The organism is Streptomyces sp. NPDC000878 (assembly GCF_053599695.1).
The window spans coordinates 1-15,009 of the sequence record NZ_JBSFMT010000078.1 but is presented as its reverse complement, the minus strand read 5'-3'; the positions used below and the strand labels follow the sequence as shown (position 1 = coordinate 15,009).

Sequence of the window (15,009 nt, the reverse complement as noted above, 5' to 3'; positions counted from 1 at the left end):
TGAAGGATCGACGCCCACCCTCGCTCCGAGCCGATACGTCCATGTCTGCACCGCGTACGGGCTGCCGGCTCAGTACTCCGTCATCTGCGACTCCAGGTAGCTCTTCAGGAAGCCGTACTTGGCGTCCGTGTCGGCCGCCGCACGGGGCGCGAAGGCGTCGCCGAGTTCCATCGAGAGCGGCCTCGTCGTGCGCAGGGCGGGCCAGGCCGGCAGTGACCGCCCGTTGGGGTTGCCCGTGGCGGCGAAGTTCGCCACGTAGGAGGAGGTGGTGTCGGCGATCGCGTGGTCCTCGTCGGTCCACGGCCGGTCGGTGCCGTAGAGGTTGCCGAAGAGGTAGTACTTCTCGGCGCCGTGGTAGGCGCCGGCGCCGTTCGCGGGCTCGATGGGGTTGGTGGTGTCCGAGCCGGGCGGCGCGTGCGTCCACCAGTAGTTGTAGACCGGGCTGCGGCTGCCCGCGGTGTTCCTGAACTGGGTGCCCCACAAGAAGGTGGAGACCCGCTCCTCGTCCCGCGCGTAGGCGTTGTACTGCGCCGCCGCCTCCGCGTCGGTGACCGCGGGATAGAGCGTGAGGAACTCGTCCGCCCGGTCACCGAAGGTCGACGCCGCGTACGCCCGGTAGGCGGCGGCCGTCATCGTCAGCGTGGGTGAGGCGCCGTTCTCGTCCTTGTTGTTGCCGGTCAGAACCGGTACGTCGTACTCGGCCCGGGACGTCATGGCGTCGGTGTACGTGGTCGGCAGCACATGGCCGTCGAGGACGTTGCCGAAGTCGGTGCCTGCGACCGGTGCCCCGGGGGCGTAGACCTTGGTCACGATCTCGTCCGCCGACAGGGCCCGCAGGTCGGGCAGTGAGGACGCCCCCATGTAGCCGGCGAACGCGGAGCCGTTGGCCTCCGCCGCGGCGAGGGTGTCGTAGCCGCCCGCCACGCGGCCGAGCGCCGGGTCCTTGGTGTACTGGACGCCGGCCGCCAGCAGCGCACGGTGGAACAGTCCTCGGGCCAGCTTCGAGATCATCAGGATGTTCACGAACGACGAGCCGTGCGACCAGCCGGCCAGGGTCACCCGGTCCGGGTCGCCGCCGAACGCGGCGATGTTGCGCCGGATCCAGCGCAGCGCCGCCACCGTGTCCAGGACGCCCCAGTTGCCTGAGCCTCCGTGCCCCGACTCCGCGCTCAGTTCGGGGTGGGCGAAGTTGCCGAACGCGCCGACACGGTGGTTGAAGGTGACGACCACCGCGCCCTTGGCGGCCAGGTTGGCGCCGTCGTAGACCGGCTGTGAGGCCCACATCGCGCTGTTGCGTCCGCCGTAGATCCAGACGAAGACCGGGCGGCGATCACCCGAACTCGCCGCGCCCGTCCAGATGTTGAGGTTGAGGCAGTCCTCGCTCAGCGGGGGCACCTTGTCGGCGGCGATGCCGGTGACCGGCTGGGGGCAGGCGGCGCCCCAGGTGTCGGCTGTGCGGACGCCGGTCCAGGACGGCGGCGGCTGCGGCGGACGCCAGCGGTTCTGCCCGGCGGTGGACGCCGCGTAGGGGATGCCTTTGTAGACGGTGATCCCGTCGAGGGCGGCCGGTACGCCGACGACCGGACCCGACTGTGTCTTCACGGGGCTGCCGGAGGTGCTCCTGGGCGCGGCCGACGCCTGAGCCGCCGCCAGGCCGCCCAGCAGCGCCGCGCCGGCCGTCGCGCCGACGGTGCGTCCGAGGAAGCCGCGGCGGCCGAGCCCGGCCGGGTCGCCCGCTGTTTCCGCCGCGGCGGCGGCCACGTGCGGGTGGCCGCTGTGGACAGGTTGGATGTCTCGCATGCTCAAGTGAGTCTCCCGGTGGAAGAAGTGCGCGGTGCCATGTACAGCGCGACGACAGCGAGTGCCGCGAGTGATGCGGCGACGAGCAACGGGTGTGCGACCAGCCACGTCTGGACGCCTTCGAACGGGTCGGAGGATGTCAGGGCCGCGCGCTCCAGCATCCAGGAGGCCGAGAACAGCAGGCCGAGGGCGGCCAGCGTGAGGCGGAACGCCGGGTAGCAGGCTGTGCGGGCCAGGACGAGCAGCGACGGCATGATCAGTGCGACGACGAGCAACTGGGTCAGTTCGATGCCCAGGTTGAAGCCGAGGAGTGTGGTGACGAGGGACCCCCGGTCCAGGCCGAGGTCACCGATGAGCGAGGCGAACGCCAGTCCGTGGACGAGCCCGAAACCACCGGCGATGAGCACCTCGCCACGGGCCACGAGAGGACGTATGGCGTGCACCGCGGACACCCCGATCGAGAAGGCGATCAGCGTCTCCACCGGCCGGGACGGTACGTGGATCGCTCCGGCCGCCGCGAGGGCGAGGGTGAGCGAGTGGCCCGCGGCGAACGCGGAGACCACGTGCACGACGCGGACGACAACCCGTCGCCTCGACGTGCCGCCGGCGTGCCACCGGCCCCCGGCCGCCACCAGCGGGGCCGGGACCAGCAGCATGAGGAGGAACAGCAGGTGATCGGCTCCCTCGCCGACGTGCTCCGTCCCCAGGCCCACGGTGGTGACGAAGCCCCGCAGCCATGAACCTTGCCCGGCGGGGACGTCGAGGCTCGTGGTGTCCCGGTCGAGGACTCCGAGGGTCTCGGCGTCGTCCGTCCTGAGGATGCCGCGGTCGAAGTCGTACCGGACGGTGGCGATGACCCGGTGGGTGACGAGTTCCTCGACGACGACGTCGTAGCGGAGGTCGAAGTCGGTGACACGGCCGTGGGGCGGGCGGATCTCCAGCGGATAGACGAGATGGGCCGTCGCGTCGATCGTACGGACCGTCGGGGTACCGAGCGTCACCGTCCAGGGGGTGCCGCCGTCGCCGACGGCGGCGATGTGCTCGGCCGTGTAGTCCCCGAGGAACGACCGGTCGGCGCCGAGGACGCTCGTGGAGGTGAGCCGGCGGTGCACGGCGATGGCGAGCCGGTCGATCGGCAGTTGCACCTCGCCCTCGACCCGGTCGTCCCGGACGTCCAGGAGGACGGCGGAGGTGCTCATCGGGTGCGCGCCGGCCGGTGACGCGAGGCCACCGACCAGCAGGAACGTGAGCACGAGGGTGGAGAGGAGACGGCGCACGGACGTCATTCCCAGCCGTAGTCGGCGGTCTCGTCCCGGAAGATCGTGTGCTGGTGGATCTCGTCGGTGGACGCGCCCGGCTGGTTGGAGAACTCGATCCAGGCCGACGGTCCGTCAAGTCGCACGTAGGTCTGGCTGTTGTCCAGTGTCGTCCCGCCGCTCCAGCCGATGTACGTCTCGTCGTACTCCGAGACGTACTTGGCCAGCAGCCGTGCCGCCGCCTTCTCGTCCAGGTCGTCGACCCAGGCCCTGAGCATCGCGGTGACCTTCGCCCGCTGCTTCTTGGTGAGGCTGCTGACCAGGACGCCCTCCGGCCGGGTGGGGAAGGGGCCGTCGTGGCCGGGGCCGAGGTAGAGGTCGTCGAAGCTGCCGTCGATCTCGGCGGCGGTCAGTTCCTCGGCGGTGAGGGACTGGATCGCGGCGATCGTGGAGGTCCGCTTGTCCTCCAGCGGGGCGTAGTACAGGTTCTCCCAGTCGAACTCCATCGGCTCCACGGCGGTGAGGGTGGGCGAGATGCTCACGCTGCCGCCGGCGTACGTGAGGTTGTAGGCGGCGTGGTGACCGCCGTACTGGAGCGTGAACTGCCCGGATTTGCTGGGCGTTCCGAAGAAGGAGACGTAGTACCACTCCGAGCCGAAGTTGGCGCCGCCGCCTCCGCCGGGGGGACGGCCGCCACCGGTCGGGGTCGCGGTCGGCGTCGTGCTGGGGGTGCCCGTCGGGGTGCCGCCGCCCGGTCCGCCGGTGTCCGGGAGCGAGGCGAGATAGTCGTCGGCCTTGCGGATCTCGACGAGTTCCTCGTAGCCCTTCCTGCTGAGCGCGGCCTCCATGACCTTCAGGGCCGCGGCTTCCTGCGCGTCGGTGAGGTCGCCCAGCTTCAGGCCGTTGCGCTCGACGACGGGCGTCGGGAAGTTGGACCAGCCGGTCTTCTTCGCCGGGTCGTCGAAGTCGTAGAGGGCGGTGTCCTTCTGCTCGTCGGACAGCGTCGCGAGGAACGCGTTCGCGGCGGCCACGACCTGCGCCGTGTTCGCACCGCCGGCGCCGGTGCGCAGGGCGGAGGCCGGGACCGGATTCGGCTTCGTCAGCGCCGCCGACGACGACGCCGGGTCGACGGTGCCACAACCCGCGCCGCCGAGACCGAGGCACACGGCGACGGCCACGGCACGGTGTACACGTATCCGCCTCCGATCCGGCGCGAGCGACGGCGATGCGGGGGCGGTCGGTGCGGCCATGGGGTGGGGAACGGAGGACATGGGACTCCTGTGAGGGGTGTGAGTGCAGGTGCGGCCCCATGCTCCGCGAGCGATCTCAGACCCGGTCGGGAGCCGGTCCGGAATTCGATGAGAACCGGTGCCGGAGCGGTGTGCCATCATGCCCGGATGTCTGATCGTGTCCTCATCGCCGACGACGATCGCGCGGTCCGTGAATCCCTCGCGCGCGCACTGGAGTTGGAGGGGTACGACGTCGTCACCGCCGCCGACGGGGTCGAGACGCTGCCCCGGGTCCGCCGGGAGTCCTTCGACGTGCTGGTCGTCGACGTGATGATGCCCCATGTCGACGGCATGGCCGTGTGCCGCGTGCTGCGCGCCGACGGTGACCGCACACCGGTCCTCATGCTCATCGCCCGGTCCCGCACCCCGGACCGGGCGGCCGGCCTCGACGCCGGTGCCGACGACTATCTGCCCAAGCCCTTCGCGGTGCCCGAACTGACGGCCCGGCTACGGGCGTTGCTGCGCAGAGCCGCCCTGACACCGAAGCCCGTGCGGGAGACCGAGGACGCGGAGCGGGACGACACCGTTCTGCGCATGGCTTCGCTGCGGATCGCTCCGGCGGCCCGCCGTGTGTGGTGGGGCGAGAAGGAGGTGCGGCTCACCAGGACCGAGTTCGACCTGCTGGAACTCCTGGTGCGCAACGAGGGACTCGTGCTGGATCACCAGACGCTCTACCAGCAGGTCTGGGGTCGCGACGCCGGCGTCGACGCCAAGAACCTGGCGGGCTACGTCGGGTTTCTGCGGCGCAAGCTCGGAGCGGCCGGGGCGCCCGATCTGATCCACACCGTGCGCGGCGTGGGGTACGCGGCACGGCCATGACCCTGCGTACGCGGTTCGCGCTCGCCTTCGCCACCATCGGTGCCGTGGTGGCGTTCCTGGTCGGAGCGCTGAGTTATCGCGCCACCTCCGACCGGGTCATCGCCGAGATCGACCGGACCCTGCGGTCGGCCACGGTCGCCCTGGCGCACGCCAAGGAACGGGGAGGGCAGCCACTGGTCTCCGAGGTGATCGCTCAGGTACCGGAACTCTTTCCCGGGCCCGACCGCCCCGGTCCCGGGGACGAACAGGAACGGCGGATGATCCTTCAGGCCGTCGCCGTCGACGGAACCGCCGCCCGCCTCGGTGGCCCGGGCGTGCCGCTGCCGGTGTCCGACACCGGGCGGACCCTGGCCGCCTCGGGCAAGGCTGGGGACACGGACATCGCCGAGGTCGTCGTTGCGGGCCGCACCTACCGTCGGCTGACCACCGCCCTTGGCGGGAACCGGGGCGCGCTGCAGGTGGCGGTCCGGATCGACCAGACCCGCCATGTCCTGGGCGGAATGGCCATGGAGATCGCGTTGGTCAGCCTCGCGGTCATGCTGGTCGCGGCCGGCGCCGGTCTGCTGGTCGCGGGACGCATCACCCGGCGCCTGGTACGTCTGACCGAGGCCGCCGAAGAGGTCAGTGCCGACGGCCGGGCCGTGCTCGGACACGCGGACCTGACGGGCGGGCGGGACGAAGTGGGCCGGCTGTCCACGTCGTTCAGCAGGATGCTCGGGCGTATCGCCGCCGCCCGTGACGCACAGGAGAGACTGGTGCACGACGCCGCCCACGAGCTGCGGACCCCTCTCACCAGTCTGCGCACCAACGCCGCGGTGCTGCCTCGCGTCGCCGAGCTCTCCCCACAGGCCCGTGACCGGCTCCTCGACGACGTCGAGGGCGAGACCGGCGAACTCGCGCACCTCGTGGAGGAACTCGTGGAGCTGGCGCTGGCCGGCGGCCAGGAAGAGGACGAGGAGGCCGTGGAGCTGGCCTCGGTGGCCCGCCGTGTCGCGCGGCGCGTGTACCGGCGCAGCGGTCGCCTGATCCATGTCGACGCCGACGGCACCGTGGTCCGTGGCCGCCCGCAGGGCCTCGAACGCGCGCTGGGCAACCTGCTGGAGAACGCCGCCAAGTTCGACCCCGACGGCGACGATCCCATCGAGGTGCGCATCCGCCGTGGAGCGGTCACCGTGTCCGACCGTGGACCGGGCATCGACGCCGACGCTCTCCCCCGGGTGTTCGACCGCTTCTACCGCGCCGACACCGCTCGCGCCCTGCCCGGCTCCGGACTCGGCCTCGCCATCGTCCGCGACGTCGCCGAAGCCCACGGCGGCACGGTGACCGCGGGCCCTCGCCCGGGCGGCGGGGCCCGGATCGGCTTCACCGTGGCCGGGTCGCGCCTGCTGCCCGGGGCCGAAGCCGAATGACCTTCTCGTGGACGAACCGGGTCCGGCCGTCTGACGGAGGTTGTTTCCGTCGGGCTGGCCTCTGAACAGGCCTTTTACATCGAACCTTCCGCCAGGCGGAAGCGGTATTGCGTCCCCGTGACGCCCTTCCGGACGATGACTCCACCGCAGACAGACGGGAGCCGCAAAGATGCCGCACACAACCGCCTTTGCCAGGAACCAGTGGTACAGCTAGCGGACCTTTCTGACCTGCGCTTGTGTGGGGGCGATGAGGCTGTGACCTGCTAGGACGGGTTGCAGAGGCGATCGGAGGCAGTCAGAGGAAAACACTCTGATTCGACCCCGGATCGACCCGGGTCACTCAGAGGCAGTCAGAGGCAACACCTCTCTGGAACTGGCCTTTGAGGGACCCGAGTTGACTGGTGTGGATCATGGGTGGCGACTCTGGCGGACCTGCGATTGATCCCCGGTCGAGCTGCGATGGGGACGCCTGCCTCCGCTCGGGGCCAGGCATGCGAAGGCTTCCAGGATGGCCGTCCTGGAAGCGTTCACTGGCACCGATCGGAGGTCGGTCCCGGACACCACCCGTGGTTTTAGCGGGCCTGGGTGGCGTCCACGTCTTTGCGAGACGACCCCACCGTGCCACACAGCACCCACCAGACGAACCTCCAGCACCAGCTCTCCCACCCGTCCGGCCCCTCGGGCCTCTCCCACTTGCCCTCGCCGGCAGCCGATCTCGTCCTCCTCGGGGACCTCACCGGCCGCTACGCCGCCGGGAGTTACAGCAGGCTCGCCTCCGACAAGCGGACCGTGGCGCTGCGCACGGATCACCAGGGCGCTGCCGAGCACGGGCACCGGATCACCGCGGCCATCGCCTGCCACGTGGCCCGCATCGGCGGCACCGTCGACCATCTGACGCAGCTCCTGCTGCACCCGGACCATGAGGGCGGCAGGCACGCCCGCAACATCGCGCTGCGCTCCGGGCAGTCGCGCGCCCTGGACTACATCCGCCGCGTGTGGACCAGCGCCTCGGAAGCGGTCAGCACCACCAGGGCGCTGGGCTCCCGGCACGACGCGTACGAGGTTCTCGCCGCGCTGCGCGACCGCATCGAGACGACGCCCTGGCGCGGAGAGCGGGGACGCACCGCCCTGCGTGTCCTGCGGGCGCACCTGAACTTCGCCGAGACCGCGGGCGGCCTCCTGCACCACGCCAGCGAACGGCAGACCGCCGAAGAAGCCGGCATCTCCCGCACGACATTGCGGGCCGTCTACGAGAAGGTCCTCAAGCCACAGGGCTGGCTGCGCCGGTTGCGGGTCGGACACGGCCGGGAGGGCTCCACCTGGTACCTCAACGCGCCGTCGTCTCGTTTCCACACCACTCAGTACCCCCCCGACCCGGCACTTGAGGAGTGGACCACCCCTGAGACGGCCACGACTGCCGACATCGACTCCACCGTCATCGCTCGCCTGATGGGCCACGACGCCTTCGCCCACCACGGCCTCGGCAGCGCCGCCCTCATGATCATCAGTGCTCTGTGCCAGCGCCCCCACCAGACAGTTGCTGAGCTCGTCGGTACCTCCTCGGTCTCTCGCGCCACTACATACCGGTCCCTTCGGCGCCTTGCCGAGCACGGTCTTGTGCACCGCACCGGGGAGACATGGGCCCTCGCGCCACGTGCTCTGGAGGGCATCGGCAGCAGCCTCGCGGACCCCGACACCGACTTCACCCCAGTGCCGGCACAGGGCTGGGCCGAAGTCGCCGCGAGACTCGGCACGTCGGGCGGCACAGCTCACCGCAAGGCCCTCTACGCGGCCCAACGCGCTGCATACCGGCACGCGTTGGACCGGCTCACGGAGCACCGCAGCAAGGCCGTGGTGATCGTCCGCGAAGACGGTCGCCAGGTCCTGGTCCCCGCGCCACGCCCCGACGAAATCCCGCCCGCGTGGCACACCGCCGACGGGCGTGTCCTCGATCCGGTCACCGGCCGCGCCGCTCCCGACTGGCAGGTCGCCACCGACGGCCGCCTGATTCTCATCACCCCTGCCGACCAGCGCAGTTACGACGAGCTGGCCGCTTCCCATGCCGAAGCCCTCAGCGAATGGGAGTCCGCAGCATGAACCCACAACCCCGTCCAACCAATCCTGCTCAGAGCCAGCCGGTGACCGCTGAGGCCTTGCGCACGCAGTACGAGTCCGGTGCGACAGTCGATGAACTCGTGGCTGCCAGCAGCCTCTCGTACGGCACGGTTCTCAACCGACTACACGAGGCCGGGACCGAAATGCGCACGTCGTGGCAGACCCGCCGCATGCGCAACGACCCGCAATCTCGCAGGCGGCTCGCAGCTCACCTCCGTGTTCTGTACGAGGAACACGGCGCGACGCTCGGCGAACTCGCGGCGGTCGCCGGAGCCACGAGGCCCCGTGCCCGGCGCCTGCTGGTCGAGGCCGGTGGCGCACCACGCACGTCACAGCAAACGCAACGGATCCGCTCTGCCGCCAGGGCCGCCGAGCGTCAGAAACTCGCGTTGTCCCTGCGTGCCCGGTACGAGGCCGGTGCCACCGTGCCGGACCTCGCCGAGGAGTGCAGCTACTCCGTCGGCACCGTCTACCGGCTCCTGCACCAAGCAGGCACCCGCATGCGGCCCCAGCACCGACACGGCCCCACTCGCCGCGAAGCCAACCGGCCGTGAGGGCCGAAGCCAGAGCTGTCATTCGCTCCACCCAAGGCCATCCCGGCTGCCACCGCAGAGCACGGGCCCCTCCCCAGTCCACACGGAGACGCCCGTCTCGCCCATCGAGCTTCCACCGAACCACACGACAACATCCCTTCCCCTTCCAGGAGATCAAGCACTCGTGAACGAAAACACCCGTCACCAGACCCTGGCCGCCGCCACCGAACCCGTCTGGGACGCGTTCGTGATCGTGGTCGGCATGCTCAAGGGCGGCACCGGCAAGACCACCTCCGCCTGGTTCATCGCCCTCTACTACTCCGTCGTCCTCAACCTGCCGACGCTGCTGCTGGACGCGGACGCGACCAGCCAGTCCGCCTACGACTGGTTCAAGGTCGCCCAGGCCGCAGGCTTCGAGATTCCCGAGAACCTGGTTATCGAGCGGTACCCGTTCGACGACATCGCCGAATACATCCGCACCAAGCGCGCCGAGTTCGGCGCGATCGTCGTCGACGCCGGCGGCGGCAGCGCCCGCATCTTCCACGAGGCCGTTACCGAGGCGAACCTGCTGCTCGTCCCGGTCGCCCCCACCAAGATCGAGCGCCGCAAGCTCGTGGCCACCTTCGACGAGGCCGAGCGCGCCGCCGCCCGCAACGAGCACGGCGTCACCGCCCACGTCGTGATGGTCAAGGCCGACGACCGCACCAGCCTGCCCAGCCGGGCGAAGGACCAGCTGCTGGAGCCCGCCGCAGGTGAGGGCATCGGCCCGGACCGCGACGAGGCGTTCCCGCTCGCCGAGACCACCATCCACTCGTGGGTGCACTACATGGAGGCCTTCGGCGAGATCCCCACCGAACTGAGCGAGTACGCCAACCTGATGAAGGAGCTAACCGAGGCATGAGCGAGAACAACGAGAGGCCGAAGCCGCCGTCCCGCCGCACCGGCGGGCGCGCCCTGGGCGGGGCCAAGAAGACGGCCCCGCCGCCCCCTCCGCCGGCCGCCGAGCTCACGCCTGAGCAGTTCGTCGCCGAACAGGCCGCCGCCCAGGGCAAACGGCGTCCCTCTGCGGGCGGGCCGCAGGTTCAGTCCCCTTCTGCCATGGTTCCCGTCGAGGCATCGGCGCAGGGCCGAACTGGGGCAGCGCTCGACGGGGCACTGGCTTCCGGGCCGCCGACAGGTGAGGTCGTACCGAGCGGCATCGTGCCGGAGCCGGTTGCCAGCCAGCCAGTGCACCCCGCCGTTCTCACCCCGGAGGCCGGGACGGAATCTGCTGGGGATCAGGGGGAGCAACAGGTCCAGCATGAGTCCCCGGCTACCGAATCTGGAGCACCTGCGGTTCAGCTGACGCAGCCGGCCGAACCCGTTGCGCGACATGGCCTGTCCCCCAGCACGTTCGCGGCTCCTGATGTGGCCGCGGCCGCCGAGGTGGCGGTTCGTCAGGCAGCTTCTCTGGTCGCAGGCGGTACCGCGTTCCCGGTGAGGACCGATGTTCCGGGGTCTCACCAGGAGCAGTACGGGCTTGCGGAGGCAGCACCCAGCGAGGGAACCCCGTGGGCTCACGGCCCCGGCCGCCCGAAGGACATCCCCGAGACAGCCGTGATCCTCAACCAGCGCATGATCACGCGCGAGAGCCTCGACTCGTCGGTTCCCGCGGCGCTGAAACTGAAGAAGCGGCTCAAGCGCTTCGCGTTGGACAACGAACTCGATCACCTGCCCATTGGCGACATCGTCTCGGTCGCACTGGACGAGTGGCTTACCACCCGCGGCTTCTGACGCGGCGTTCATTTCCCAGGGTGTCCGCGAACGCTTCGCTCGTTCGCGGACACCCGTCCCGCTGACTATTCCACTAGTCGACTAGGCGGCTAGCTAGTCGACTAGCGGGCCGGACTGGAGCAGCCCATGCCCGATCTCTCGCGCCACGCCCGTCAGCTGCGTGAACTGGCTGACGCTCTCGACACGCAATCCGACCTCACCGACGATCCGTTGGCGCCTCATCCGGACACACTGGAGGTCATCAATGGCCGCAATACCAGCCGTGGGCAGATCAACTACGCCGTCCCCGACGCTCTCCAACTCCAGCGGCGCATCCGCCGGTACCACGCGGACCACGGCGTCCAGCACGGCGACATCGTCGCCATCGCGCTCGATGCATTCCTTCGCGCCAAGGGCTACCCTCCCTACCTCACATCACCCAAGGCCGAAGAGCCGTGATCACTCGGCTGGCCTGCGATGCACTGCACTTTGGGCGAAGTCAGTGAAGCCTTCGAAATTTCCCAGTGCCCTTACTCGGAGTCTCCTCCCGCATGCGTGCACCGGTCGTTGTCGGTGGTCCCTCCTATCCTGAGTGACCTGGACCACGCGTGAACGACGGAGGATCACTCCATGAGGTGGAACAACAACGCGCGGCCTCGGCCTCGCAGATCCGGCCGGGCTACGGCGGGCACTCCCGTGTCCTTCTCGGAGCACTGATCGGATGCCGCAGCGCAGCGTCCAGCAGCGGGCCGGGTTCCGGGGCGAGGCATTCGTCGACAAGGCCGTCTCCGACGCCGGCCACGTGTGGAACGACACTAAACGTGACTTCGCCATCGACGGTCAGATCGAGTTCGTGGACGTCGACCGCGAAGTCACCGGTGTCGCCGTCCTTGCACAGGTGAAGGGCACAGAAGTCGGGTTTCGCGGCGAGACCGCGACCGAATTCAAGTTCACGTGCAAGGCCGACCACATCGCCTACTGGCTTCGGCTGGGCCGTCCGGTCGTGCTCATCTGCGTGGACCTGCGTATCCAGCAGGCGTGGTGGAAGCGCATCGACACCTGGTTCGCCGACCCTGAACGCAAGGCACGGCGCGTCGTTCAGTTCGACAAGACCTCAGATCGCTTCGACCTCGACGCCTTCAGTCAACTGTCGGCCCTGGGCGTGCCTGCCGGAGAGCCGCTGCCACGGCTCGAAGGAAGCGAACAGCTGGTCTCGAACCTCCTCACGATTGAGGGCTTCGCACCGCTCATCTACGAGGCGTCCACGCCGTGTCGTGACCGCGGCGATGCCTGGGAGCGGATGCGCTCGAACGGCAACCAGTTCGAGAGCGGCTTCGTCCTCGCCGCCGGACGCATCTACTCACTGTGCCGACTGGACGAGGGCCCGCTCGCCGTCCTGTGCGACGGGCCGGTCACCTCCATCCCGACGCAGAACTGGGCGACCACTGAGGACCTGGATGTCCAGCGGCGCTTCGTTTCCCTGTTGAACTTCACCCTGCGCTCCGCCCACCATCCCGATCTGGTCTGGCACCCCACCAAGAAGATCGTCTACATGCAGGCCCCGCCGGACCGATCCAGCCGGAAGATCAAAGGCCGCTACCGAGGCAGCCGCGGACGCACCTTCTTCACCCCGTACTTCGGCAAGGACGACACAACCAAGATCAGCTTCTGTCGTCACTACGCCGCCAGCCTGTACTTCCGCCGCTGGAGCGAACAGTGGTTCCTGGAGATCAACCCCACCTACCACTTCACCATCGACGGCCGACGCGACTCCCTGTACGACGCCGAGTACGTCCAGAAGATCAAGCGGCTGGAACGCAACAACGCCGTCTACCAGCTCGTCCGCGCCTGGGCCGACTACCTGCAAGGCGATGACACCCTGTTCAGGAGCCGCGATGAGCGCATCCGATTCAGCCAGCTCCTGCAGCTCGACTGCGATGCCGCCATCGACGAAAGCGTCTGGATCCCGCAAGAACCAGCCATGAAACCGAGCCTGAACGGGCTGGCCGAGGGACTGTGGGAGCTGCCGCAATGAAAGCACCGGTGCTGCACGAGCCGGAACTGGAGTTCCGGGCCGGAAACCGCCACATCGATCCCCGATACGGCATCAGCGTGTTCGGCCCGGCCGACGCCGACTCCCCCACCGGACCCCGCCAGATCCCCATCGCCCTGGTGGGCCCCGCCCATGCGGTCGACGGCATCCGAAGCTGGCTCCAGCGCTGCCAGAACCACATCGAGGCCAAGGACACCAAACCCGGCCAGGAGAACCTGCACCAGCCGTTCCCCGGTTTCAGTACCGACTCCCCGTTCGGCGCCGAGCTCGTCTTCGACGACGCCCTCGTCCGCGAGATCCCCGAACGCCACCTGCGCCGCCTGGCCCGCGCCGACACAGCCTCCGCCACCAAGGAGGCAGTCGAGATGTACGCCGACGCCGCCCGGTCCCTGACCGAAACCGGACGCTGCCGCGTCGTAATCTGCGCCCGCCCCGAAGAACTCCACGACCGCGAAGACCACCCACCGTCAGAGGAGAACAGGGCCGAACGCGAAGAGAACCAGGACAAGCGAAGAACCGGAGGCGACTTCCACGACCTGCTCAAGGCCACCGCGCTCACGCTGCCGGCTCCCCTGCAGCTGATGCGCAAGGAGACCTGGACCGGGATCCCCAGCAGGACCAACGGGCAGACCGTCCGCCCTCTGCAGGACGAGGCCACCAGGGCCTGGAACCTGCACACCGCCCTGTATTACAAAGCCGGCGGGACCCCCTGGCGCATGCAGCGTCACACTTCCGATCTGGCCACCTGCTACGTCGGGGTCAGCTTCTACCGCAGCGCGAACGGAAACGAGCTGCATACCGCCGTCGCTCAGGTGTTCAACGAACGCGGCGACGGCGTCGTCGTCCGCGGCGGCACCGCGCAGATCTCCAAGCGCGACCGCCAGCCCCACCTGACGCTCCCCGACGCCCGGCAACTGCTGCTGCACGCGCTGACCGAGTACCGCACCACCCACGGCCACCAGCCCGCACGCATCGTCGTACACAAGACCTCGAACTTCACCACCGGCGAGATCGACGGCTTCCAGGAGGCAGCCGACCTACGCGACATCGACCATGTCGACCTGCTGTGGATCCAGCGGCGCGGCGCCCCGCACCTCTACCGCACCGGACAGCTCCCACCACTTCGCGGCACCAGCGTCCAACTAGACCCGCGTTCCCTGCTCCTGTACACCCGCGGCTCAGTCCCGTACTTCCGGACCTACCCCGGCCTGTACGTCCCCCAGCCCCTGCTGATCCGGCCCGCAACACACGGCACAGATCTACTGACCGCCGCCACCGACATCCTCGCCCTGACAAAGATGAACTGGAACAACGCCCAACTCGACGAACGTGACCCGCTCACCCTGCGCACCGCCTACCGAGTCGGCTCCATCCTCAAACACGTCCCGACCGAGGCCCGCATCGCCACCCGCTACGCCTACTACATGTAGAGCTACGGGGCAGCGCCCTCAATCACCTGAGCCGTTAACGCCTCGGCGACGCTCTTCTCCTCATCTTCCGCTGAGATCCTCCGTCCCTCTCTGGCGATGCGGAGCTCTGTGAACCTTTCTGTTGGGCGGTAAGCTTGTTGCCTTTCTCGCGGCCACGGTTTTCGTGTGAGCGGCCAGCAATCAGCCGGTCTACGGAGCCCCGAGTGAGCGTTCGGCATTGTCCAAGAGTTCCTTGTACGTCAGGACATCGATCCGGCTCAGGTGAGTGTTAGCGGTGCGCAGTACCTCGTTGATGGTGTCCTCTGGCACTCCAGGTTGTGCTGCGGGATGGCCGACGAGGACAAGGGCGCGGGCCCGGCGCGTCTCAAGGCCGAACTGATTCCGGATGGCCAGGCGCTGCTCGTCCAAACGCACAAGGTAGTTGAGAGCCTGACCAACGGCGTCATGGATCTGTGCGCTAGCCTCGCCGTTTCGGTTGGGGTGATGAGACGTCGTTGATCGTCAACTGTCGCGTGGGCAGGGTGTTTTCACCGCTCGGGCATGGCGGCGTCCC

The 15,009-nt window shown here is 69.1% G+C and carries 13 protein-coding genes; 9 read left to right on the top strand and 4 right to left on the bottom strand.

Going from position 1 to position 15,009, the window contains the following annotated elements; all coding sequences use genetic code 11:
- Positions 1–69: 69 nt before the first annotated feature.
- Genes ACWDR4_RS41655 through ACWDR4_RS41645 form a run of 3 tightly spaced genes read right to left on the bottom strand, consistent with a single transcriptional unit; the run spans position 70 to position 4,327 of the window.
- Complete coding sequence (locus tag ACWDR4_RS41655; RefSeq protein WP_450416329.1) at positions 70–1,800, bottom strand: carboxylesterase/lipase family protein; 1,731 nt, start codon at positions 1,798–1,800, stop codon at positions 70–72.
- Between the two features lie 2 nt (positions 1,801–1,802).
- Complete coding sequence (locus ACWDR4_RS41650; protein WP_450416328.1) at positions 1,803–3,086, bottom strand: HupE/UreJ family protein; 1,284 nt, start codon at positions 3,084–3,086, stop codon at positions 1,803–1,805.
- Positions 3,083–4,327, bottom strand: a complete 1,245-nt coding sequence (locus ACWDR4_RS41645) for a DUF3500 domain-containing protein (protein ID WP_450416327.1) — start codon at positions 4,325–4,327, stop codon at positions 3,083–3,085. The genes ACWDR4_RS41650 and ACWDR4_RS41645 overlap by 4 nt, the downstream gene beginning before the upstream one ends.
- 126 nt (positions 4,328–4,453) lie before the next feature.
- Between ACWDR4_RS41645 and ACWDR4_RS41640 the strand changes: the two genes are divergently transcribed.
- The 9 genes from ACWDR4_RS41640 to ACWDR4_RS41600 all read left to right on the top strand — a co-directional run bounded on the left by ACWDR4_RS41640 (position 4,454) and on the right by ACWDR4_RS41600 (position 14,456).
- Positions 4,454–5,164: a response regulator transcription factor gene (locus ACWDR4_RS41640; RefSeq protein ID WP_450416325.1), complete on the top strand. Its 711-nt coding sequence runs from the start codon at positions 4,454–4,456 to the stop codon at positions 5,162–5,164.
- On the top strand, positions 5,161–6,573 hold the full coding sequence (locus ACWDR4_RS41635; RefSeq protein WP_450416324.1) for an ATP-binding protein: 1,413 nt from the start codon (positions 5,161–5,163) through the stop codon (positions 6,571–6,573). The genes ACWDR4_RS41640 and ACWDR4_RS41635 overlap by 4 nt, the downstream gene beginning before the upstream one ends.
- 618 nt (positions 6,574–7,191) lie before the next feature.
- Complete coding sequence (locus ACWDR4_RS41630) at positions 7,192–8,670, top strand: helix-turn-helix domain-containing protein (protein ID WP_450416322.1); 1,479 nt, start codon at positions 7,192–7,194, stop codon at positions 8,668–8,670.
- Positions 8,652–9,242, top strand: a complete 591-nt coding sequence (locus tag ACWDR4_RS41625) for a helix-turn-helix domain-containing protein (RefSeq protein ID WP_450416320.1) — start codon at positions 8,652–8,654, stop codon at positions 9,240–9,242. The genes ACWDR4_RS41630 and ACWDR4_RS41625 overlap by 19 nt, the downstream gene beginning before the upstream one ends.
- A 163-nt stretch (positions 9,243–9,405) precedes the next feature.
- The gene (locus tag ACWDR4_RS41620) at positions 9,406–10,122 is read left to right on the top strand and encodes a ParA family protein (RefSeq protein WP_450416319.1); all 717 of its coding nucleotides are present in this window, start codon (positions 9,406–9,408) and stop codon (positions 10,120–10,122) included.
- Entirely contained in the window at positions 10,119–10,994 is an 876-nt protein-coding gene (locus ACWDR4_RS41615) for a hypothetical protein (protein WP_450416318.1), read from the top strand. Before ACWDR4_RS41620 ends, ACWDR4_RS41615 begins: the two co-directional genes overlap by 4 nt.
- Positions 10,995–11,120: 126 nt before the next feature.
- Positions 11,121–11,432, top strand: a complete 312-nt coding sequence (locus tag ACWDR4_RS41610; RefSeq protein ID WP_450416316.1) for a hypothetical protein — start codon at positions 11,121–11,123, stop codon at positions 11,430–11,432.
- A 262-nt stretch (positions 11,433–11,694) separates the two neighbouring features.
- Positions 11,695–13,008 (top strand): DUF4365 domain-containing protein, encoded by a 1,314-nt coding sequence (locus tag ACWDR4_RS41605; RefSeq protein ID WP_450416315.1) that lies wholly within the window; start codon positions 11,695–11,697, stop codon positions 13,006–13,008.
- Complete coding sequence (locus ACWDR4_RS41600) at positions 13,005–14,456, top strand: argonaute/piwi family protein (protein WP_450416313.1); 1,452 nt, start codon at positions 13,005–13,007, stop codon at positions 14,454–14,456. Before ACWDR4_RS41605 ends, ACWDR4_RS41600 begins: the two co-directional genes overlap by 4 nt.
- Before the next feature lie 189 nt (positions 14,457–14,645).
- Here the strand turns inward: ACWDR4_RS41600 and ACWDR4_RS41595 are convergent, their stop codons facing one another.
- Positions 14,646–14,870: a hypothetical protein gene (locus ACWDR4_RS41595; protein ID WP_450416312.1), complete on the bottom strand. Its 225-nt coding sequence runs from the start codon at positions 14,868–14,870 to the stop codon at positions 14,646–14,648.
- Positions 14,871–15,009: the final 139 nt, after the last annotated feature.